The sequence below is a fragment of the Deinococcus marmoris DSM 12784 genome (assembly GCF_000701405.1).
Taxonomy (GTDB): Bacteria; Deinococcota; Deinococci; order Deinococcales; family Deinococcaceae; genus Deinococcus; species Deinococcus marmoris.
The window spans coordinates 1-21,299 of sequence record NZ_JNIV01000037.1; the positions used below are offsets into that span (position 1 = coordinate 1).

At 65.1% G+C, this 21,299-nt stretch carries 21 protein-coding genes; 9 read left to right on the forward strand and 12 right to left on the reverse strand.

The features are described from left to right. From Q319_RS27875 to trpD, 4 genes are all read left to right on the forward strand, one after another. Positions 1-267: hypothetical protein (locus Q319_RS27875; protein WP_162178643.1), on the forward strand; the 267-nt coding region annotated here is incomplete at its 5' end. A gap of 257 nt (positions 268-524) precedes the next feature. Continuing rightward, positions 525-1,964: an anthranilate synthase component I gene (gene trpE, locus Q319_RS0110610; protein ID WP_029482440.1), complete on the forward strand. Its 1,440-nt coding sequence runs from the start codon at positions 525-527 to the stop codon at positions 1,962-1,964. Between the two features lie 103 nt (positions 1,965-2,067). After that, a complete protein-coding gene (locus Q319_RS0110615; protein WP_029482442.1) occupies positions 2,068-2,685 on the forward strand; it encodes an anthranilate synthase component II in 618 nt (205 codons plus the stop codon). After that, entirely contained in the window at positions 2,682-3,692 is a 1,011-nt protein-coding gene (trpD, locus tag Q319_RS0110620; protein WP_281173835.1) for an anthranilate phosphoribosyltransferase, read from the forward strand. Before Q319_RS0110615 ends, trpD begins: the two co-directional genes overlap by 4 nt. A gap of 84 nt (positions 3,693-3,776) precedes the next feature. Here the strand turns inward: trpD and Q319_RS0110625 are convergent, their stop codons facing one another. Next, positions 3,777-5,261, reverse strand: a complete 1,485-nt coding sequence (locus Q319_RS0110625; protein ID WP_051655284.1) for an NADP-dependent isocitrate dehydrogenase — start codon at positions 5,259-5,261, stop codon at positions 3,777-3,779. 152 nt (positions 5,262-5,413) lie between these two features. Between Q319_RS0110625 and Q319_RS0110630 the strand changes: the two genes are divergently transcribed. Continuing rightward, entirely contained in the window at positions 5,414-5,725 is a 312-nt protein-coding gene (locus Q319_RS0110630; protein WP_029482448.1) for a helix-turn-helix transcriptional regulator, read from the forward strand. On the opposite strand, the gene Q319_RS0110635 is transcribed toward Q319_RS0110630, so the two are convergent. Genes Q319_RS0110635 through Q319_RS0110645 form a run of 3 tightly spaced genes read right to left on the reverse strand, consistent with a single transcriptional unit; the run spans position 5,722 to position 7,219 of the window. Beyond that, positions 5,722-6,126 (reverse strand): DUF6915 family protein, encoded by a 405-nt coding sequence (locus Q319_RS0110635; protein ID WP_029482449.1) that lies wholly within the window; start codon positions 6,124-6,126, stop codon positions 5,722-5,724. The genes Q319_RS0110630 and Q319_RS0110635 overlap by 4 nt on opposite strands. 11 nt (positions 6,127-6,137) lie before the next feature. Next, positions 6,138-6,734, reverse strand: coding sequence for a hypothetical protein (locus Q319_RS0110640; protein ID WP_029482451.1), 597 nt, complete (start codon positions 6,732-6,734; stop codon positions 6,138-6,140). After that, positions 6,731-7,219: an Lrp/AsnC family transcriptional regulator gene (locus Q319_RS0110645; RefSeq protein WP_029482453.1), complete on the reverse strand. Its 489-nt coding sequence runs from the start codon at positions 7,217-7,219 to the stop codon at positions 6,731-6,733. Before Q319_RS0110645 ends, Q319_RS0110640 begins: the two co-directional genes overlap by 4 nt. 171 nt (positions 7,220-7,390) lie before the next feature. On the opposite strand from Q319_RS0110645, the gene Q319_RS0110650 reads away from it, so the two are divergent. Genes Q319_RS0110650 through Q319_RS0110660 form a run of 3 tightly spaced genes read left to right on the forward strand, consistent with a single transcriptional unit; the run spans position 7,391 to position 10,776 of the window. Next, a complete protein-coding gene (locus Q319_RS0110650) occupies positions 7,391-8,827 on the forward strand; it encodes a KamA family radical SAM protein (protein ID WP_029482455.1) in 1,437 nt (478 codons plus the stop codon). 8 nt (positions 8,828-8,835) lie between these two features. After that, positions 8,836-9,369, forward strand: a complete 534-nt coding sequence (locus Q319_RS0110655) for a DUF4274 domain-containing protein (RefSeq protein ID WP_029482456.1) — start codon at positions 8,836-8,838, stop codon at positions 9,367-9,369. A gap of 18 nt (positions 9,370-9,387) precedes the next feature. Beyond that, positions 9,388-10,776 (forward strand): acetyl ornithine aminotransferase family protein, encoded by a 1,389-nt coding sequence (locus tag Q319_RS0110660; RefSeq protein WP_029482457.1) that lies wholly within the window; start codon positions 9,388-9,390, stop codon positions 10,774-10,776. Positions 10,777-10,852: 76 nt separating this feature from the next. Here the strand turns inward: Q319_RS0110660 and Q319_RS0110665 are convergent, their stop codons facing one another. The 5 genes from Q319_RS0110665 to Q319_RS0110685 are packed head-to-tail and all read right to left on the reverse strand — an operon-like array spanning position 10,853 to position 14,775. Next, on the reverse strand, positions 10,853-11,437 hold the full coding sequence (locus Q319_RS0110665; protein WP_029482458.1) for a Uma2 family endonuclease: 585 nt from the start codon (positions 11,435-11,437) through the stop codon (positions 10,853-10,855). Between the two features lie 19 nt (positions 11,438-11,456). After that, positions 11,457-11,942 (reverse strand): ribonuclease E activity regulator RraA, encoded by a 486-nt coding sequence (rraA, locus tag Q319_RS0110670; RefSeq protein ID WP_029482459.1) that lies wholly within the window; start codon positions 11,940-11,942, stop codon positions 11,457-11,459. A 35-nt stretch (positions 11,943-11,977) separates the two neighbouring features. Next, entirely contained in the window at positions 11,978-13,108 is a 1,131-nt protein-coding gene (locus tag Q319_RS0110675) for an XdhC family protein (RefSeq protein ID WP_029482460.1), read from the reverse strand. Then, positions 13,105-14,319: an MFS transporter gene (locus tag Q319_RS0110680; protein ID WP_029482461.1), complete on the reverse strand. Its 1,215-nt coding sequence runs from the start codon at positions 14,317-14,319 to the stop codon at positions 13,105-13,107. The genes Q319_RS0110675 and Q319_RS0110680 overlap by 4 nt, the downstream gene beginning before the upstream one ends. Positions 14,320-14,352: 33 nt before the next feature. Next, positions 14,353-14,775, reverse strand: coding sequence for a cobalamin B12-binding domain-containing protein (locus Q319_RS0110685; protein ID WP_029482462.1), 423 nt, complete (start codon positions 14,773-14,775; stop codon positions 14,353-14,355). A gap of 203 nt (positions 14,776-14,978) precedes the next feature. On the opposite strand from Q319_RS0110685, the gene cmk reads away from it, so the two are divergent. Continuing rightward, positions 14,979-15,614: a (d)CMP kinase gene (gene cmk, locus Q319_RS0110690; RefSeq protein ID WP_029482464.1), complete on the forward strand. Its 636-nt coding sequence runs from the start codon at positions 14,979-14,981 to the stop codon at positions 15,612-15,614. 181 nt (positions 15,615-15,795) lie between these two features. Here the strand turns inward: cmk and Q319_RS0110700 are convergent, their stop codons facing one another. The 3 genes from Q319_RS0110700 to Q319_RS0110710 form a co-directional block, all read right to left on the reverse strand. Next, positions 15,796-18,495, reverse strand: coding sequence for a S8 family serine peptidase (locus Q319_RS0110700; protein ID WP_029482466.1), 2,700 nt, complete (start codon positions 18,493-18,495; stop codon positions 15,796-15,798). Then, a complete protein-coding gene (locus tag Q319_RS24445) occupies positions 18,492-18,977 on the reverse strand; it encodes a PPC domain-containing protein (protein ID WP_029482469.1) in 486 nt (161 codons plus the stop codon). Before Q319_RS24445 ends, Q319_RS0110700 begins: the two co-directional genes overlap by 4 nt. A gap of 112 nt (positions 18,978-19,089) precedes the next feature. Continuing rightward, a complete protein-coding gene (locus Q319_RS0110710) occupies positions 19,090-21,210 on the reverse strand; it encodes a S8 family serine peptidase (RefSeq protein WP_029482471.1) in 2,121 nt (706 codons plus the stop codon). Positions 21,211-21,299: the final 89 nt, after the last annotated feature.

Here is a 21,299-nt window from a genome sequence, read left to right on the forward strand (position 1 = left end):
CGGGCTTGGAAAGCCCGCTGGGGGATCGAAGTCATTCACCGCCTTGTTAAACAGAACTTGAGTTTCGGCCAGTGCCGTTACCGTGACATCCAGGCACACCGAAACTGGGCCTTTCTGGTGGTTCAAGCCTTTCATGCCGTCCTGGAGGTCAGAAAACGAGATCCCGAACTCACATGGCGTGCTGCACAGCATCTGGCGGCCCAAGAACACCGTAAGTTCGTCCTGACCGCACTTTTTCCTGGTTCACCACTGTTGGAGGCTGTTTGAGACGCAGTGTGGCACAGGACTGGAAACTCTTGGTTAACCGTGGGAGCCGTTCATCAAACAGGACGTCTGTTCTCCACTCACTTTCCCCCCGCCTCCCGCGCTATGCTTTTGCCCATGACCGTTCCCCGCGCGTGGTGGTGGCCCAGTTTCGCCTGGGTCTAACGCGCTGCTATTCTTTTTTTGCCGTGTCCGACGCGCCCAGGTGGTTTCCAGACCGCCGGGCGCTTTTTTTGGCCCCGTTCCCCAGCAGGAGTGCAATGACCCAGACTGCCCAACCCAGACCGATGTCCGCCGTGGCCGTGCAGGAGCTGAACGCTGACCTGGACACCCCGGTCAGCGCCTACCTGAAAGTGACCGACGGCGCGAAGAAACTCAGCTTCCTGCTGGAAAGCGTGGAGGGCGGCGAGCGGCAGGCCCGCTACTCGTTCATCGGCGTGGGCGAGGTGGGACGATTCACCCTGCATGGACGCACCGCCACCCTGAGCGGCGTGCTGGGCGATGAGATACTGGAAACCGACGATCCGCTGGACGTACTTTACAGCCGGGTTTTGCGGCCTGTGAAGCTGCCCGCCGAGAAATTCAACGGCCTGCCCCCCTTCTTCGGCGGCGCGGTGGGTTACGCGGCTTACGACATCATTCGCGTGTACGAGAAGTTGCCCGACAACAACCCCGACGAGCTGAACATCCCTGACGCCCTGTTTATCGTCCCCGAAGGCCTCGTCATTTTTGACCATCTGCGGCACAAGCTCTATGCCGTCGCCATCTCTGAAACGCAGGCGGAGGCCGAGCGCATCGTGGCCGCGCTGGAGGCTGATCTGCGCGGCCCGTTGCCGGATGTACCGGGGCGCGAGAAGGCCGAGCCGATGACCTTTTCCAGCAACTTCACGCCCCAGGGGTATCAGGCTGCCGTGAGCCGCTGCATTGAATACATCCATGCCGGGGACGTCTTTCAGGTGGTGCCGTCCCAGCGCTTCTCGGCAGACCTGACCGTGGAGCCGTTCGCGCTGTACCGGGCGCTGCGTGGCATCAACCCCAGTCCGTATCTGGGTTTCCTGAATCTGGGCGAGGTGACGCTGGTGGCCAGCAGCCCAGAGAGTCTGCTGCGAAGCGACGGCGTGAGCATCGTGACCCGCCCAATCGCCGGCACCCGTCCGCGCGGCAAGACCCCCGCCGAGGACAATGCGCTGGCCGCCGAACTGCTGGCCGACGAGAAGGAACGCGCCGAACACCTGATGCTGGTGGACCTGGGCCGCAATGACATTGGCCGGGTGGCCGAGTACGGCAGCGTGACCGTGGAGGACGCCTTCACCATTGAGCGCTACAGCCATGTCATGCACATCGTCAGCGGCGTGCGCGGCAAGTTGCGCGGGGGGCAGACGCCACTGCACGCCCTCGCCAGCGCCCTCCCGATGGGAACTGTATCGGGCGCACCCAAAATCCGCGCGATGGAAATTATTGACGAGGTGGAACCCGTGCGGCGCGGGCCTTATGGCGGCAGCTTTGGCTATATCGCTTTTGATGGCAGTTTGGATATGGCCCTGACCCTGCGGACAATGGTGATCGCGGGCGGCAGACTGCACATTCAGGCCGGGGCAGGCATCGTGGCCGACTCTGATCCGGTGGCAGAAGAAGAGGAGACGCGGAATAAGGCGGCGGCATTGATGCGGGCGGCGGAAAAGGCGGCGGCGGGACTGTGACGGGGCGCAAGAGCCAGATTGAAGCCATGCTTGCCTCTGAAAATCCTCTGCTTCACCTGAGTGTCGGAATCGCCTCCCAATCTGCGCTGCCTGGAGACCACCAATGACGCACATCCTCCTGATCGATAACTACGACTCCTTCACCTACAACCTCGTTCAGTACTTCGGTGAGCTGGGCTGTGAACTGACGGTGTGGCGCAACGACGCCTTTACCTTGGAAGAAGTGGAGAAGCTCAATCCCGATGCCATCGTCGTTTCTCCCGGCCCCTGCACGCCGCTGGAAGCGGGAATGAGCGTAGAAGTGATTCAAGCCTTCGCGCCCAGATACCCGCTGCTGGGCGTCTGCCTGGGTCACCAGAGCATCGGGGAGGCATTTGGGGCCACCGTCAAACGTGCGCCGATCCCGGTGCATGGCAAGACGAGCAAGGTGGCGCACGATGGCCAGGACCTGTTCGCCGGAATCGTGGGAGACGCCAGTGTGACCCGCTACCACAGCCTGATCGTGGAGGACCTGCCGCCTGAACTCGTGGCTACAGCGTGGACAACAGACCAGACCCCGGCAGGCGAATACCGCGCCCTGATGGCCCTGCGCCACCGCGATTACCCGGTCTTTGGCGTGCAATTCCACCCCGAGAGCATCGCCACCGAGGACGGCAAAACGATGATCCGCAACTTCGTGGACTTGGTGCGCGAGGGTCAGGCCGTGCGGGAGAGCGCGTGACCCCTCCCATTCATGCCCGGTTGATGAACGGTGAAATCCTGTCCCAGTCGGAAGCAGCGGCGTTTATGCGCGAGGTCATGGCCGGGGAGATGAGCGGTGTGCGGATGGCGGCGGCGCTGGCTGCATTGCGCGTGCGCGGCGAGACGGCGGACGAGATTGCCGGATTTGCCCAGGCCATGCGCGAGAACGCCGTGCGCGTCAATGTCCGCCCACGCGAGGTCCTGCTGGATGTGGTGGGAACCGGGGGCGACGGGGCGCACACCTTCAACATCAGCACCACGACGGCGTTTGTGGTGGCCGGGGCGGGCGTGCCTGTCGCCAAGCACGGCAACCGCGCTGCCAGCAGCCGCGCTGGAAGTGCGGACGTGCTGGAAGCGCTGGGAGTGAATCTGGACGCCCCCCCGGAAGTGATTGAAAACGCTGTGAACACGCTGGGGGTGGGCTTTATGTTTGCCCGCAACTACCACCCGGCGCTGCGCCACGCCGCCCCTGTCCGCTCCGATCTGGCGGCCCGCACGGTCTTTAACATCCTGGGGCCATTGAGCAATCCGGCGGGGGCCACGCATCTGGTGGTGGGCGTGTTCAAGCCGGGGCTGACGCGCACGCTGGCCGAGGTGCTGCGGCTGCTGGGTGCCAAGGGAGCCACCGTGGTCTATGGCGATGGTCTGGACGAGTTCACCGTCTGCGGCGTCAACACGGTGTCTGGCCTGCGGGGCGGCGAGATCATTGACCGCACCCTCCACCCGGAGGAGGTGGGGCTGGCCCTGCACCCGCGCGAATCCCTCGTGGGGGGCACGCCTGCCGACAACGCTGAGATCACTCGCGCCCTGCTGACGGGCGGCGGCACGGAGGCCCAGCGCGACATCGTGGCCCTCAACTCTGGGGCGGCACTGCGGACGGCGGGCCGCGTGGACAGCATTCGCGAAGGCGTGGCCCAGGCCCGCGAGGTCATGAATGCGGGCCTGGGCTGGGACGTGTTGCAAAAGTACGCGGCGCTGACGCGGTAGCCAAAGAACCCCTCTACCCTTGCAGGAGAGGGGCCTTGCGAAAGCTTGGGGGTGGCTGGTACAGCTCGGTATGAGAGGGGTCCCTTACTGCCCCTGCCCCAGCGAATACCCTGGCTCGCCGTCAAAGGTGTAGAGGTGTTCGGTTTTAATAAAGTCCAGCCCCTTGTCGTGAACGCGAATCAGTAGGGCCAGCAGATCGCCGTGCTTGACCGGGGTGTCGGACTGGAAGCGGCAGCGCCAGTGATCGGATTTGAAGGTCTCGGGTAGGCCGCCGGGCCAGACCTTGACGCCCCGGTTGGTGATCATCTTCAGCGGGATGTTGCGGAGTTGCGCTTCTTGCAAGATGGCCGCCAGCACATCGGGGTCACGCCCTGCGTCGGTCCACTCGAAGAACACATCGGTGCCGACGAGCTGTTTGTCGATGTAAGCGGGTTCCACGGGCTGCCGGACGGGCATTTCCTTTGCCTGTGCATCGGCGGTGACGGCGGGCAGATGCTGCGGCATGTTGCCCAGGCGCTCGATCACGGCGTCGGCAAAAGCCTGCGTTCCCAGCACCTCCTTCGTGTGTGGCCCGGCGATGTCCTGGGTGTGCATGCCGTCTTCCAGCGCGCACAGCAGGGCATTCTGAATCTTTGCGGCCACCTCATGCTGGCCCAGATGCCCCAGCATCAGCGCCGCCGCTGAGATCAGCCCGCCGGGGTTGGCCGCGTCCTGTCCGGCCAGATCGGGGGCCGAGCCGTGAATGGCCTCGAACATGGCAAACGTATCGCCAATATTCGCGCTGCCCGCCAGCCCCACCGAACCGGCCACCTCGGCGGCCACGTCAGAGATGATGTCGCCGTACAGATTGAGGGTCACGATCACGTCGTATGCCTCGGGCCGCGCCGCCACCCGCGCCGTGCCGATGTCGATGATCTGGTGTTCGGCTTTAATGTCCGGGTACTCAGCGCTGATCTCATTGAAAACCGTGTGAAACAGCCCGTCGCACATCTTCATGATGTTGTCTTTGGTCAGCGCCGTGACCTTCTTGCGGCCATTGGCGCGGGCGTATTCAAAGGCGTAGCGCACGATTTTCTCGCAGCCTGGGCGGGTGATCAGTTTCAGGCACTGCATCACCTCGCGGGTCTGGCGGTGTTCGATGCCCGCGTACAGGTCTTCCTCGTTCTCGCGGATGATGACCAGATTCATCTCTGGGTGGTGCGTCGGCACATACGGCGCGTAGGCGCGGCAGGGGCGCACGTTGGCGTACAGCCCCAGCGTCTTGCGCAGGGTCACGTTCAGGCTCTTGTACCCCCCGCCCTGCGGCGTGGTGATCGGGGCCTTGAGCATGATTCCGGTCTGCCGCAGGCTGTCCCAGGCGTCGGGCGCGAAGCCGGAGGTGTGACCTGCCTTGTACAGCGCCTCGCCCATGCCGACTTCCTGCGGGGCGATTCGCGCGCCCGCCGCCGCCAGAATCCGCAGGGTGGCGTCCATGATCTCCGGGCCGATGCCGTCGCCGTACACGACAGAAACGGGAACGAGGGCGGTCTGGGCGTCGGCAGTCTGGGCAGGCTCTTTGAGGGCAGTCATGGCGGTCTCCTGGGATTGAGGGGTTAACATACGAACTATGTTTCGCATATTAGGGTTCGTATATCGGGAATGCAAGCACCCCGCCGCTCTCACCATCTGGAGGTCTAGCCATGTTTGCCCCGCGGTCTCGGCTACACTCGGCTCAACCCGCCATGACCCAGCCCCCACATGCACCCTCGTGGACGTTTCTGTCCAACCACAGCCGCGTGCTGCTGTGCCTGAAGCGCCAGCCGGACGCCACGTTGCGTCAGGTGGCCGCCGACGTGGGCATCACCGAACGCGCCGTGCAGCGCATCGTCCGTGATCTGGAGGACGCCGGAATCCTGATCCGCCAGCGCGTGGGCCGCCGCAACACCTACCAGGTCGAGGCCAACCGTCCGTTGCGGCATCCACTGGACGCGCACCGCAATGTCAACGAATTGCTGGAGCTGCTGCTGGCGGGCAGACAGGATTCGGAGGGTTAGTCGGGCCGCTCCCCGTTTCCCGGCAACTCGTCTTCCAGTGGCCCGGCAGTGTCCATATTCAGGCGGCTCAGCGGTGCGGCGTTCTGGAGCATCCAGCCCTGAAGGGGCAAATCGCCCAGCCAGTCCTGCACGCTGGGAATGCGGCCCAGGTCTTCCAGCACATGTTGTTCGCCCACCAGTCGGGTGGGAACATGCTGGCCGTCGCTGGCGCGTTTGAAGGTGGGGCCGAAGAACTGCTCGCACAGGAAGATGCCGAAACTGCTGTGCAGCACGGCGCGGTGGCGGGCGTCGGCCCAGTGACTTTTGGTCTGGTCAAACCAGCCGTGGACGGCCAGATAATCGTCTGGCACGCCGCCAAATCGTCGGGCGCTGCTGCGAGCGTGGTGCCAGGCGTGGGCCATAAAATCAGCGCCTAGAGGGGCAGGCCATTGGCGTAGCGCCGCCCGAATAATTGCGTCACCCGGTTGAGCCGTGCCACCACCGGATCGTCACTTTCCTGAATGGTCTGCTGGGGATGCTCGCCGTCCTCATCCTCCTCTTCGTAACACAATTCCAGGCCAATAAAGGGCCGTTGTGGGGTCAGAATCAGCGCGGCCTGGGCCACCTGCCGCTTCCCGTCGTCCATCTCTGTTTCCAGAATGTGGTACAGGCAGATTCCGGCCTGCTCGATCAGCGTGTCCAGTTGCACGTCGCTCAGATTGGCGGGCAGCGGTTTTGCGCGGCTCACGAATCCGGGCAGGCTGGACCGCAGTATGGGACTCAGTTTGTCAGACTGTTTCAGCAACTCGGCCAGCCTGTAGTCGGTTTCCTCATCCAGTTGCAAATCGTCAAACGTCGCGCCGCGCATGGCCCGGCGGGTCAGGGCGCGGATGGCAAATTCAGCCCCCTCCCGCGTGGCATACAGTCCGGCGGGATTGACGCCTTCCAGCGTGACCGTGTAGTCGTGATACCACTCGTCGGTGAACTGCGCCAGTTTATGAACTACGAGGTAAGCGGGGCGGGCGGTCATGATTCAACCCGGCCCATCGCCCGTTCCTTCGGCGGCAGCAGCAATTTCCCCTCCAGCGGCGTACTCAGCACGATGCTGGTGTCGCAGGTAAAGCCCATCCCGATCAGGTCACCCAGCATGGTTTCCAGCGCCCCGACGTCCGGCACGGCCACCTTCAGGATGCAGGAGTTGTCCCCGGTGACGCTGTGGCATTCCAGCACGCCATCGTGCGCCGTGGCCCAGCGCACCAGGGTGGGATCGTTGCGCCCGCTGTCCTGCACGCCGATAAACGCGGTAATGGTGCGCCCCAGCGGTTTGCTGGCAACGCGCACGCCGTAGCCCAGGATCACGCCCGCGTCCTCCAGCCGCCGCACGCGCTCGGTCACGGCGGGGGCCGAGAGTCCCACGCGGCGGCCAAGTTCGCGCATCGAGAGCCGCGAATCGGTCTGGAGTTCTTGTAAGATCCGGTGATCCAGCGAATCGAGAGAGCCGCCCATCTGTCGCATAACCAGAGTTTAGCACCGCAGTTGGCATATGCAAGGTCAGGCGTGGCATTTGCCAGAGAAACGGCCACCTGACCCCACCAATCTGCTGGCCTGCGCGCCTTCCAATGGTGGGGGCAAAACGTGAAGAATAAAGGTCAAGCAATTCACGTTTCTCTCTCCCAGGAGGCTTCAATGTCCCACGCCCCCCTACACCCGCAGGCCACGGTCCGCAGCCAGCAGATGCTGCCCCGTGGTCACCGCGCCCCCAAATGGGCCGATGTTCCCGACGAAAAGTGGTTTGACTGGAAATGGCAGCTCAAGAACCGCATCAACTCCGTTTCCGAACTGGAAGAGGTCATTCGCCTGACCGAGAGCGAACACGCCGGGGCCAGTGCCGAGGGTATCTTCCGGCTGGACATCACGCCGTATTTCGCCTCCCTCATGGACGCCGACGATCCCACCTGCCCGGTGCGCCGTCAGGTCATTCCCACGCATCACGAGTTAGAGCCGTTCATGTCCATGATGGAAGACTCTCTAGCCGAGGACAAGCACAGCCCCGTCCCTGGCCTCGTCCACCGCTACCCGGACCGCGTGCTGATGCTGGTGACGACGCAGTGCGCCAGCTATTGCCGCTACTGCACCCGCAGCCGTATCGTGGGCGATCCCACCGAAACGTTCAATCCCGCCGAGTACGAGGCGCAACTGAACTACCTGCGGAACACGCCCCAGGTGCGCGACGTGCTGCTGTCCGGCGGCGATCCGCTGACCCTCGCGCCCAAGGTGCTGGGCCGGCTGCTGGCCGAACTCCGCAAGATTGAGCATATTGAAATCATCCGCATCGGCACGCGCGTCCCGGTGTTCATGCCCATGCGCGTGACCGAGGAACTGTGCGACGTGCTGGCGGAAAATCACCCGCTGTGGATGAACATTCACGTCAACCACCCCAAGGAAATCACCCCCGAAGTGGCCGACGCTTGTGATCGCCTGACCCGCGCGGGCATCCCGCTGGGCAACCAGAGCGTGCTGCTGCGCGGCATCAACGATCACCCGGTCATCATGCAAAAGCTGCTGCGCGAGCTGGTCAAGATTCGCGTGCGCCCGTACTACATCTACCAGTGCGACCTCGTTCACGGCGCGGGCCATCTGCGGACCACCGTCAGCAAGGGGCTGGAGATCATGGAAAGCCTGCGCGGGCATACCTCCGGCTACAGCATTCCCACCTACGTGGTGGACGCGCCCGGCGGCGGCGGCAAGATTCCGGTTGCGCCCAATTACGTCCTCTCGCACAGCCCCGACAAGCTGATTCTGCGGAACTTTGAGGGCTATATTGCCGCGTACACCGAACCCACCGATTATGTGGGGCCGGACATGATGGTTCCTGATGACTGGGAGCGCAAGGAACCCGGCCAGAGCGGCATCTACGGCCTGATGCAAGGGGAGCGCATCTCCATTGAACCTGCCGGATTCAGCGACACGCACCACCGCCCCGGCGGGGTCAGCCACCGCCTGAACAGCCGGGAGGACAAGTGGGCGGCGTATGGCGTGGGCGCACCGAACCCGGCCAGTGTCAGCGACACCTCGCCGGACGGCAAAGTGAATGTGCCAATTCCGGTGCATGGCGGCGACTGAGGGCGAGAATGGAAGAGATGGAAACCTATGCCAAGCTAATGATTGATTTTCTGCCCACCGCCCCAGATGACGCCTGGCTGTGGTTTGCCTGTGATTCCAACTATGACGGCAATGGCGAATTGATCAGTTGGATGATTGAGCAGCCAAGCTGCCCGGAAGCCGCTGCTCTGGCGATCTACTGGTATTCGGGGGCCGGGTATTACGCCCAGTATCAGACGCGGGAGCAGGTGCCGAAATTCGGTCAGGTCACCTTCGATGTTCTCCAAACCCTTCAGCAGAGGTTGCTCGGAGGATTCTACCGCAAGACTGCCGTGGGGTTTGACCCCAGCAATGACCCCACGCCAATTGGGAGCCTGATTGGTCCCGGCTATGACTGGGTGGCCGCCAAACCCGCATCTCAGTCACTGCCCTCTGGCGTCAGGGACGCTGTGCCGGGGACCAACTTCGGTGCGATGAACATGCCTGAAGGCTGGGTTGAAGGAATGCCTCCAGAGATTGACGCTGTTCTTGAACAGGAATACACGGAAGAAGAAGAAATCTGAATGCACCCCGGAGGATTTATGACCACCGCCACCAAACCCCGCCAACCCATCCTTAAAACCGCCCTCCCCGGCCCCAAAACAAAGGCCATCATGGAGCGCGACGCCCAGCACCTGTCCACGTCTTACGTGCGCCCTTACGCCTTCGTGCCGGACCACGGCGAGGGCGTGTGGCTTAGTGACCCGGACGGCAACACCATGCTGGATTTCTTCGCGGGCATCGCCGTGTCCACCACCGGCCACGCCCACCCGCATGTCGTGAAGGCCGTGCAGGAGCAGGTCACCAAGTTCACGCACGTCTGCCTGAGCGACTACCCGCAGGAAATCACCACCAGTCTGGCCGAGCGGCTGGTCAAGCATGTGGAGCGGCCCCTGCCCGATGGAAGTACAGAAAAATGGCGCGTCTTCTTCGGCAACTCCGGCGCGGAGGCGGTGGAGGCCGCCGTCAAGCTGGCGCGCAACCACACCGGGCGGGCGCACATCATCTCCACGATGGGCAGCTTTCATGGGCGCACCTACGGCGCGATCACGCTGACGGGTAGCAAGACCAAGTACAAGCGTGGCTTCGGCCCTTTGCTGCCCGCCGTGTCGCATGTGCCGTACCCCAACCCCTTCCGCCCGCCGCTGGGGTCCACCCCCGAAGCCTGCGGTCAGGCCGTGCTGAACCACATCCGCGAGCTGTTCGTGGGCGTCATTCCCGCCGATGAAGTCGCCGCGATCATCGTGGAACCCATGCAGGGCGAGGGCGGGTACATCGTGCCGCCCGCCGATTTCCTGCCAGGACTGCGGGCGCTGTGCGACGAACACGGCATCATGCTCATCTACGACGAGGTTCAGGCCGGAATGGGCCGCACCGGGAAGATGTTCTCGTACCAGCACTTTGGCATTTACGGCGAGGTGCAGCCCGACATGATCACGGTGGCAAAGGGGATCGCTTCGGGGATGCCCATTTCCGCGCTGATGGCGAAGGAATCGGTGATGACCTGGCCCGTCGGCTCGCACGGCAGCACCTACGGCGGCAACCCGGTGGCGGCGGCGGCAGCTCACGCTACCCTGGACCTGATTGAAGGTGTGGTCAAGCACCCCGGCTGCGGCGAGAGCCTGATGAAGAATGCCGCCGATGTGGGCGCATACCTGCTGTCCGAACTGAAGGCCATGCAGTCCGATTTCCCTTTCCTGGGCGACGTGCGCGGCGAGGGTCTGTTCATTGGCCTGGAATTTGTCAAGCCTGACGGCAGCCCCGACGGCAAGTTGCGGGACCGCGCCAGCACCGCCATCTTCGAGCGCGGCCTGCTGAATCTGGACTGCGGCGAGGCCGTGATCCGCGTCAGCCCTCCGCTGATCCTGACCCGCGAGGACGCGGAGACCGGACTGGAAATTATGCGGGAAGCGTTGCGGGGCCTGAGCTAAGCGACTGTCAACAGCCTACTCGTCCTCTCCTCTGGTGATTTAGAGAGTTGGGCGAGTGGGTTTTTAATTCTCTACTTTAGAAAACTCCGTCGTATACGTCATCTAGCGTTAGCATTGCGCCCAGATAGGGCAATTCAATCTCGCCCGTGTCGCTTAATTCGCGTTCGCTCCAACTGTCGTCTGGCTGACGTTCAATGGCCCGGACAAGGCGGGTATCAGCTTCCACGATCAGGTAAGTCTGCAAGCTTGCCAAACTGGTGTAGGCCCAGATTTTGTCGGTCAGGTCCGTGTGGCGGGTGCGCGGGCTTAGGACTTCCACGATCAGACTGGGGGCGCTGATGCTGGCCGCCTTGCCGTCTACCCGTTCGCAGGTGGCGACAACATCCGGGTAGTAATAGACCCGTTTCCCCACGGGCGTGGTGCAGTTCACGCGCATATCTGAAGCGTAAACTTTGCAGTGTTTTTTGCGGGCCAGGGGCTGCAAGTTGCCTGCGATATTCAAAGTGATCTCACCGTGCCGACTGCTGGCCCCCGCCTGTGCCAGCGTGTCGCCGTGTAGCGCGTACACGTAACCGCCGACATACTCCCGCTTGACCGGGCTGAGTTCCTCGCTCGCCAGATAGTCTTCCTCGGTCATGTGCTGGTACGCAGGCTCGCTCATGGGGCCAGTTTAGCGGTGATTACAGGTTTAATCCTGGAGCCAGCACGCAGATGCCGTCCTCGTCCGCATGAATCATGTCGCCGGGCTGCACTGTGACGCCTGCGAAGGTCAGCACTATATCCCGCTCTCCCACGTTCGCCTTGCCGCTGCGACGGGGATGGGCGGCCAGTGCCCGGATGCCGATGGGCATGGTGCGAAGCTGCGCCGTGTCGCGCACGCAGCCGTGAACGATGATGCCTGCCCAGCCGTTCTCCACGCCCAGCCCGGCCAGTTGATCGCCCACCAAAGCGCAGTTCAGGTTGCCGCCGCCGTCTACCACCAGCACGCGGCCCTCGCCCGGCGTTTCCAGCGTGGCGCGCACCAGCGTGTTGTTCTCATAGACACGCAGGGTCAGGGCGGGGCCGCTGAACCGCGCCTGCCCTCCGAAATCCCGAAAAAGCGGCGCGAAGACCTGAGCTTCCGGGTGGGCGTCGCACAGGTCAGAGGTGGGGGTGAAGGGGGTCATGCTGTATTGAACCCGTTGAGAGGACCAGAAGGCGGTTACTGCTCCGGGGACGCCCCCAGCGCCGGGCTGGCCGCGTGCGTGTGGGCGTCGTGGATGCGCCCGGCATGGCCGCTCAGGAAGCCGCCGTCGTAGCCGCGGCGCCACGCCATCAGCTCGGCCAAGATGCTCAGAGCCACTTCCTCTGGGGCCTCCGCACCCAGGCGCAGGCCCACAGGGGCACGCAGGCGGGCCAGCTCCGCGTCACTGAAGGTCACGCCTTCGGCCTCCAGCTCGTCCAGCAGACCCTGGGCGCGGCTCAGCGGCCCCAGCACGCCCACGTAGGGTGCGCCAGAATTCAGCGCGTGCTGCAAGCAGATGCGGTCCCGGTCCAGATGGTGGTTCATGATCAGCAGGCTGGCGCGGGCGGGCGGCGTGAACTGCTCCAGTTCCTCCGGTGCGAGGTCATGCAGGATGGCCCCCGGAAAACGCCCAGGCGTCAGGTACGCGCCGCGCGGGTCGATCACATGGACCTCGTAGCCCAGATCGTGCGCCCCACGCGCCAGCGGCATGGCGTCGTGGCCCGCGCCGTACAGCACCAGCACCGGCGGCGGCGTGCTGATGTCAATGAAGAGGGGCGTGCCGTCCGGTGCGGCCAGCGTGACGGCGCGCGGTTCCAACTGGTTCAGACGTTCCCGCGCGGCCTGAACGGCAAAATCCCGCAGCGGGGCGGGGGAGAGGTGACCCTGGGTTTCCCCGTCCGCCGTGATCAGGAGGCGGCCCTCGCCCTTCAGCGGCACAGCCAGCGCCGCCAGTTCCCCCTTTTCCAGCGCCGCAAGCCACGCGCCCATCACGGGGTCATCCCCATCCACCCGCTCCACGCGCACGTCCACGCTGCCGCCGCAGCCGATGCCCAGGCCCCAGGTGGCGTCCTCCGACAGATCGTAATGGGTGATGGCAGGCGTACCGCTGCGGATCGCTTCCAGCGCCACCTCCACCACCTCCGCTTCCAGGCAGCCGCCGGAGAGCATGCAGACCTGCGCGCCGTCGTCCAGCACCAGCATGCGCGTGCCCTCGCGGCGGTAGGCGCTGCCCTGTACGCCCACGACGGTGGCGATGGCGGCCCGCTGACCCCGCGCCGTGGCGGCGTTCAGGGCGTCCAGCAGGGCGCGGGTCTCGGCGGCGTTCATGCGGCCTTGCCTGCGGGCGCAGCCGATTTTCCGGCCCGCCACGCGCTGAACAGAGGCAGCACGGCCAGCGCGGCGCAGGTGTAGGCCAGTGCCGGGAAGCCCGCGCGGGCGATCAGGAAACCGCCCAGCAGCGTGCCCGCGCCCGCCGTGATGTAACCCAGGCCATCGGTGACGCCCTGCACGGCGGGAAAGTGGGTCAGCGCCTTGCTGCCCGACACGAAAGCCAGGTTCCAGCCCAGCCCCAGCAGGAACATGCTCAGGCCCAGCGCCCCCGTTCCCGGCTGGGCAGCGGTCAGGGCCGCCGCACACAGCAGCGCCGCGCCGCCCACATAGCCCACGCGCACGCCCAGGCGGTCAATCAGCGGCCCGGTCAGCCAGCCGAAGCCGAACATGCCCAGAATATGCCCGCTGATCAGCGCGGCAATACTGGTGTGGTCCATGCCCATGTTGTGCGCCCGCAGCGGCGTGAGGCTCATCAGCGTGACCATCAGGCCCTGTGCGGTGGCCAGCGCCAGCGCGGTGCTGCGAACGCCGGGAACGCGGAACGCCTCCGAAAAAGAAGGGGTCTTGCGCGTCGCTCCGGCGACTGTCGCCGCGACTGGCTCGCGCACTGGTGTCCAGAACAGCATCAGCAGCGCGGCCACGCCCAGCAGGCTGCCGCCCACCAGCCAGCCGACGATCTCCGGGGTGGTTCCAAAGGTAACGGCCAGCCGTTCAATGGGACGCGAGAAACCGGTCATCAGGAATGATCCCAGTACGCTCATCAGCATCAGTGCGCCCAGCGCCGTGCCACGCCGGTTGTCGGGCACGCTCTCGGCGGCGGCGTAGCGGGCCTGCTGGTAGCCGCCCTGCGCCGCGCCCATCATGGACGCCCCCACCAGAAACAGCGGCGTGAGGCCCAGCTTGCCACCAAAAAACCCCAGCACTGCTCCCAGCGTGCCCAGCGCGAAGGCCAGCCCCAGCCCCAGCCTGCGCCCGGAGCGCAGCATCAGCGCACCAAAAAAGCCGGCCGACAACGCCGCCGACACGCTGATCAGCGTGCTGGGCAGGCCTGAGAGCGTGCCCAGGCCCAGCGTGCCCATGATGATGCTCGCAAGGATGGTGCTGACCGTCGTGGCCCCTGTCGCCAGGGCCTGCGCGGCGTACAGCGGCACCAGACGGCCAAGCTGGATGCGGGACATGGACTGGGGGGCGGGGGCAGCTTTACTCATGGCCAGGACGACACAGGGAGGAAAGAGCCATGCTCACCCCTCCCCCTGCGCCCGCCAGCGCTCGGTGACCGCTTCCTGAAGGTAGCTGGCGGCGTCCCCGGTGTTCGCGCCGGGCGTGAAGACCTTGCCCACACCTAATTCCTTGAGCTTGGGCAGATCCTGATCGGGGATGATGCCGCCGCCGAACACAATGATGTCGGTGGCGTCCTTCTCCTTGAGCAGCGCCATCACGTCGCGGAAATAGTGCATGTGCGCCCCCGAAAGCACGCTGAGGCCGATGGCGTCCACGTCCTCCTGTACGGCGGCGTTCACGATCATCTCGGCGGTCTGGCGCAGCCCGGTGTAGATCACTTCCATCCCGGCGTCGCGCAGGGCGCGGGCCACCACTTTCGCGCCCCGGTCATGGCCGTCCATGCCCGGCTTGGCGATCAGCACCCGTATCCGGCGGTCTGACATTTCTTCATTGTTGCGGTCCATACGGGCCTCCTAACGGGCGTTTGTTTTGATTCTAGGGCATCGGCTGGTGGGCAGCGGTGTGGTGGACGCGTGGAGTGTGCCGTCTGAGGTGCCGCTGTCCCGCTCTGAAAGACCTTTTTGCGGCCAGTTGTCCTGAAGTCCTGCCTCCAGCGTCAGCCCGCCTCCTGTACACTGCCCAGTTGATGATCGTGACCATTGACGGCGTGGCGGCCAGCGGCAAATCCAGCGTGTCGGGGGGCGTGGCGCGGGCGCTGGGCGTGCCATATGTCAGCAGCGGCCTGCTGTACCGCGCCGCGACATTGCTGGGCTTGGAGGCTGGGCTGGACCTGCATGACCCCCGCGCTCTGCTGGCCCACTTGCAGACCCGTCCCCTGCGTCTGGAACCGCTGGCCGAGGGCAACCGCGTGTGGCAGGGCGGGCGCGAGCTGACGGGCGAACTGCATTCCACCCGCGTGGACCGGGGGGTGAGCGTGGTGGCCGCGCTCCCCGAGGTGCGGGCCTGGGTGGACGCCCAGCTCCGCGTGCTGCCCTCTCCCTTCGTGGCCGAGGGGCGCGACATGGGGACCAACGTTTTCCCTCAAGCCGGGGCCAAGTTCTACCTGACGGCCAGTCCCCACATCCGCGCCGTGCGCCGTGCCCAGGAACGCGCGGAAGACGTTCCTGCCATTGAGGCCGCTCTGATCCGCCGCGATGAGCTGGACCGCGTGCAGAGTGCGCCCGCCCCCGACGCCGTGGTCATCGACACCGGCCCGCTGACGCTGGACGGCGTGATCCAGACCATTCTGGCTCAGTTGCCAGAGCAAGTGACCTCCGCCTGATCCATGCCCTCATCCCCGGCTGTCTTCAGTGATTCAAGGGTGCGCGAGATGCGTCGTGGTTTACGGTGGCGGCGATCTGGAAAACCTACCGCGCGGCCTGACCCAGCGCTGGAAAAACACGGTGGGCGTGCTGTAGGCACCCTGGAATAGCAGCGGGGCGTAATCCTGGCCCCGTCTCCTATCAGCGCACCACCGTGAATTTCTGACTCAGATACGTCTCGGTGTCGGCAGCGACGTCAGGGTTGCCCAGCGCCTTCAGCACCTTCAGGCGCAGTTGATACGTCCCGGCGGGGGCGGGTTGCCCGCCTGCCAGCGTGCCGTCCCAGCCCACGAAACTGAAGGCGTCGCTGTTCGGGTCCGTATAAACGTTGGTGGCGCTGCGCCCGAGATATTCCTGGGTAAATACGGTGCCCAGGCTTGTGCCGCCCCCGTCCAGCACCTCCAGCGTCAGGCGGCGGGCCTGATGACCGAAATGGATCAGCAGTTGTGGCGCGTCCAGCACCGTAATTTTCTGGCCGTTGTCGTCGAAGACCTGCACGTCTTTGAGGGTGTAGGCGGGCGGCGCGGCGATGTTCAGTCCTTCCGGGTAGAACTCGAAGGTTTTGGGATCGTACAGCGCCGGGAAATTCCTGAAGGTCCGGCCCCCGTCGAAGCTCACGTCGCCCAGCACGGTCAGGGCCTGGTAGTTGCCCACGAACCCGCTGTAGGGAATGGTCATGCGGCGTCCACTGGCGCTGCTCAGGACGACAGCGCCGCCGTACTGCCCCTGGCTGGGGCGGGCAGGAGGGGTGATCAGCACATTCAATTCGGCCTCGCCCCCGGCTGGGACGGTCACGCTGACCGCACCGCCGTCCACGTTCTGGCCGTTGATGGTCATGCTGATAGGCCCAGGTGGGACGACGTTGCCCAGGGTGTCCAGCGATTGGGCCAGAACGTGGGTTGCCGTGAAGGTCTCTGCCTGCGCGCCGCTGTTCCTCAGCACGATGACCTTGCTACGGGAGCCAAAGGTCTGGCTGGCCCCCAGACTCAGTTTGGCGGGGGTGGCGGTGACCGGGTTGCCGTAAGCCGTCAGCACGTTCACCAGTCCCGCGCCCTGCTGCTGCACCGGGGCAGGCCCGCTTCCGTCCGGGCCAGGGCGAAGGGCGGAGTTGTTCATCAGCAGCGCCGCCATCTCTCTGGCCTGAAGATTGGGCCGTCCCTGAAGCAGCAGCGCGGCGATCCCGGCCACCTGCGGCGCGGCCAGCCCGCTGCCGCTGAGAACCGCGTACCCGCCGGAACCCGTCTTCAGCGGCGTGGTGGTGCGGACCCAGCCCCCCGGCGCGGCCAGATCGGGCTTGGGTTCCAGATCGGGGGACGCGCCGAAAGCCGAGAAGGTGCTGAGGCTATTGCCGCCCGGATTGTCGAAGGTCCGGGCTTCCGCGTTGAAGGTCAGCCGCACGCCCCCCGCGATCCGGGCGTCGGTCCTGATGCCGTCGGCGGCCAGCACCGAGACGACGGGAATGTTAATAGGTCTGCTGTCGCCGGGGCTGGCAGGGGCGGCGGTCACGGAGGCAAAGGCGGACTGGTTGTTGTACAGGACCACGGCCCGTGCCCCGGCGTTCTGGGCGTTGATGACCTTCTCGCGGGCCGTGCAGTTGCCCAGCCGGATCAGCGCGGCCTGTCCGCTCAGGCTGCCTGCCGCGTAGGGATTCAGGCCGTCGATGGAGCAGCCGTCATTGTCTGTGCCGGGTGTACTGGAAGGCAGCTTGCCCACGGGTAGATTCAGGCCGATGGGCGCACTGGGCGAGCCGCTGACCGCGCGGAAGCCGATGGTGGTGGCCCCGTCCCCGTCACCCGGCGTTTCAGAACTCAGGGTGACGTTGCCCAGTTGCACCCGTGTATTTTCCACCGACGCCACCGCCAGCACGTTCTCGCCCAGGGCCGGTGCGCCCACGCTGTACGGTCCATCCTGCCCGCTGTCCCCGGCGGCGGCGCTGACCACCACCCCTGCCTTGACCAGCCGACTGGCGGCCCGCGCGGTGGGGTACTGCGGCCACTGGAAAGGCACGCCCAGGCTGATGTTCAGCACCTGCATTCCGTCGGCCTGGGCGCGTTCCATCGCCGAAAGCAGGGTGGCGCTGTCGGTGGTTCCCTGGCACCCGAAGACCTTGTAGATGCCGAGGCTGACGCCGGGGGCCACGCCCACGAAACCGCCTGCCGGGTCGTCGCCCCCCAGAATGCCTGCCACGTTGGTTCCGTTGCCCTGGCAGTCGTCGGGGCTGGGGTCTGGCATGGGAACTGAACCCGCTCTGGAGGCGTCGTAGCTGTCGCCCACGAAGTCGTATCCGGTGATCACACGCCCCCGAAACGCCGGGTGGCCCAGGTCCAGCCCGGTGTCGATGATGCCCACCCGCACGCCCCTGCCGCTCAGACCCAGTTGCGACTGGGCGAGGTCTGTACCCGTCATTGCCAGCGCGCTCTGCACGTCCGGGCTGAGCGCCTGGGCATTCAGCCCTGGATTCGAGATTCTGTGCGGCCTGATCTGCTGCACCGGGTACACGCCGGTCACCCCTGGCAGGCGCGACAGGCGGCCCAGTTCCGCCGGACTGGCCTGCACCGCAAAGCCGTTGAACAGCGTGCGGTAGCTGGCCGTTTCCCGGTACTGGACCCCGCTGGCGCTGGCCTGCGCGCGGAAACTGGCCTGCTGCGCGCCCAGGCTCTGGGCGTTCAGGCCCGTGGGATCGCCCGCCAGTTCTATAAACCATCCTGTGCTGGCAGGGGCCGCCGCAGAGGGGAGTTTGAGACCTGCCCCGGTTGCGGCGGGGGGCGGGGCTCTACCAGGGCCGCAGGCCACCAGCAGAACAGTCAGCCCCAGCAGTGAGAGACCAGATGACCCCTTCATCGGCGGACCAGGGCAAGTTGATAGGTGTTGGTGGCCCGGTCATCGCCCGCCCGCTCGTCGTCGTGAATCCTGAAACTGGTCACGGTCACCACATAGGTGCCCGGCTGCGTCACGTTGAAACGCAGTTCGGATTCCAGGCCCGCACCGCCGTCGTCATCCTTTTCCAGCACCGTGAAGCCGTCGGGCAGCCGCACCTGCACGTAGGGGTCCAGGGTGCTTTGCGGGTCCACGCTCAGGCTCCTGACCGTCAGTTTCAACCTCTCACCCGCCTCTGCGCTGAACTTGTAAAAGTCCGTGTCACGCGGCTGTCCGGCAATCTTGCCACTGAGCGGCGTGCCGATGCTCAGGGCGTTGGCGCTGTCGGCGCTGTCGTTCGGCTCGGTTTCGCTGCCCAGGGTGGGGGGCGGCGGGGCATCGGTGCAGGCGGCCAGCACGCCACTCAGGGCCAGTAATAGCAGGGAGGACAGAGGCTGGGTGGGCACGCTCCCGATTGTAGGGGCAGCATGTGAGGGCGGCTGCCGATCAGGGCAGTGAACTGCAAAAAGAGCGCACCCGAACCGTTGCAGGTTGGGGTGCGCTCCTACGGGAGATAGCTTAGTTGGTTTTGGCGAGTTTCAACTGGTACTTGTTGAAGGGGCCGCCATCGTCGCCCGTATCGGCGGCGATGTTGTAACTGGTCACGGCCAGGTAGTAGGTGCCTGCCGCCGGAATCGTGAAGGCAAATTCGGAATCAGAGTCGATGCGGGGGTCACCCCGGTCATCGTTGTCGGCCAGCGTCTTGCCGTCCGGGCCAAGCAGGAAGAGGTAGGAATCGAGCGATCCACCTATGCGTCCGGCGGCCAGCACATCGGCCTGGATCTTGTCGCCAGCGGCAGCGGTGAACTTGAAGACGTCAAAGTCGTTGGGCGTGCCGTAGATGTAAGCAGTCAGTGTGGTCTGACCGTAGGCGATGGCCTTGGCAGTGGCCAGCGAGTCGTTAGGCTCGTAGGGGTCCACCGGATTGAAGTTCGGCGAAGCTGCCGTCAGGGTCACGTCCTTCATATCTGGATTGACCCGCGTGGACCCCGAAGTTGCGGTCAGGCTCCCGATAAAAGTGCCACGGTCTTCCAGCAGGCCGCCGGTAATGTTCAGGTCGGCCCCGGCCACGTACAGGTCGTATTCACCCGGCGCGATCTCGGCGAAGTTGGCGTTCCCCTGGGCGTCGGTGGTGGACAGGTACAGCGGCGTGGGGTCGTCGGTGGCCCCGGCGCGCATGCCCTTGCCGCGCAGGATCACGTCGCCCAGCACGCCGGGCTTCTTGCCGCTGCTGTCGACGTAGGCCACGTTGATTCTGACATTGGCTCCCTTGGCGGGCAGCTTGTCGCAGGAGGTCAGGGTCTTGGCGATGTTTCCAGCATTCAGTGCGCCCCAGCCGGTGTCGCGGTCAAAGCCGGTGGGGTTGGAGCCGATGGTGTTGTTGGCCGTGGTTTCCAGCACGCGGCGCACCTGGAAGGGGGTGGCTGCCGGGCACTTCTGGTACACCAGCGCGGCGACACCGGCGGTGTAGGGGCTGGAGAACGAGGTGCCGGAGATCAGCGCGTGGCCGCCGCCTAGCCAGGTGGGGTTGGCCAGCATGGTGTCCTGACCGGGGGCCGAGGACGAGATATGACGGCCCATGGTCGAGAAGGTCACCCTGCGGTTGCTGCCGTCCAGCGCGCCCGAAGCCATCACGCCGGGCAGGGCGGCGGGGTACTGGAACTCGTCGTAGTAGCTGTTGCCCATCGAGGCCACCACGGCTGTGCCGTTGCTCATGGCGTAGTCGAAGGCGTCCTTGACCGCCCCGAAGCTGATGCCGCCGCCCCAGGAGTTGTTCAGAACCCGCGCGCCGTTATTGCTGGCCCACACGGCCCCAAGCGCGATATAGAACGAGGAATAGAACTCGTTGGTCTGGTTGAATGCCGGGTTGATGACCACCGGAATGAATTTGGCCCCCGGCGCGACGCCGACGATGCCCTTGCCGTCGTCGGCAGCCACGATGCTGGACGCCACGAAGGTGCCGTGCGAGGCGAATTTGCTGGTGGAGTCCTTGACCCACTCGGCGGCGTTCGTGTACACCTTGTTCAGGAAGGGGTTGTACGCCTTGCCCGCCCAGTTGGCAGCCAGATCGGGGTGTGACACGTCGCCGGGATCGTCCAGCACGGCCACCACCACGCCGGTCCCGTCCAGGCCAGCGTCCCAGGCGGCCTTGGCGTTCAGGTGGCGTGGGTCCAGGGCGTACTGCGGCAGCTCGTCGAACTTCTGGTCGTCGGACGCGGCCTGGGCATTCAGATTCCCCTGACCCTGCGGCGCGGACGGCTCTTCACCCCTGACGATCTGGTTGGGCTGGGCGTAACGCAGCCCCGGCAGGCGGAAGGCCTGTGAGCTGACCTTCATACTGTCGCCCTGCACGCGCAGCAGCGCCACCCGGATCTCGGGGATGGTTGCCACCACAGTCGCTTTCAGAGTGGACACGGCTCGGCTCAGGCTGGCGTCGTCGGTGTAGCCCACCATCAGCTCGTTCTGGACATACTTGAGCTTGCCGCTCTGGGCCACTGTGGCGTGTTCGCTGAGATCGTTCCTGGGCGTGGCCGCCACCGAGGTGGTTCCAGGGGTCTGCTGTCCGCAGGCAGCCAGGAGGGCGGTGAGGGCCACCACTCCGAGGGTGCAGTTGAGGTTGTGCCGGGAGGGTTTGTGCATGAATGCTCCTTGAAAGCGCGGGAAAGCGCCGGAAGTAGGAATGCGTTAAAAGACGGGGCACATTTTGAGTCTGTCCTGAGGGTGGTTCT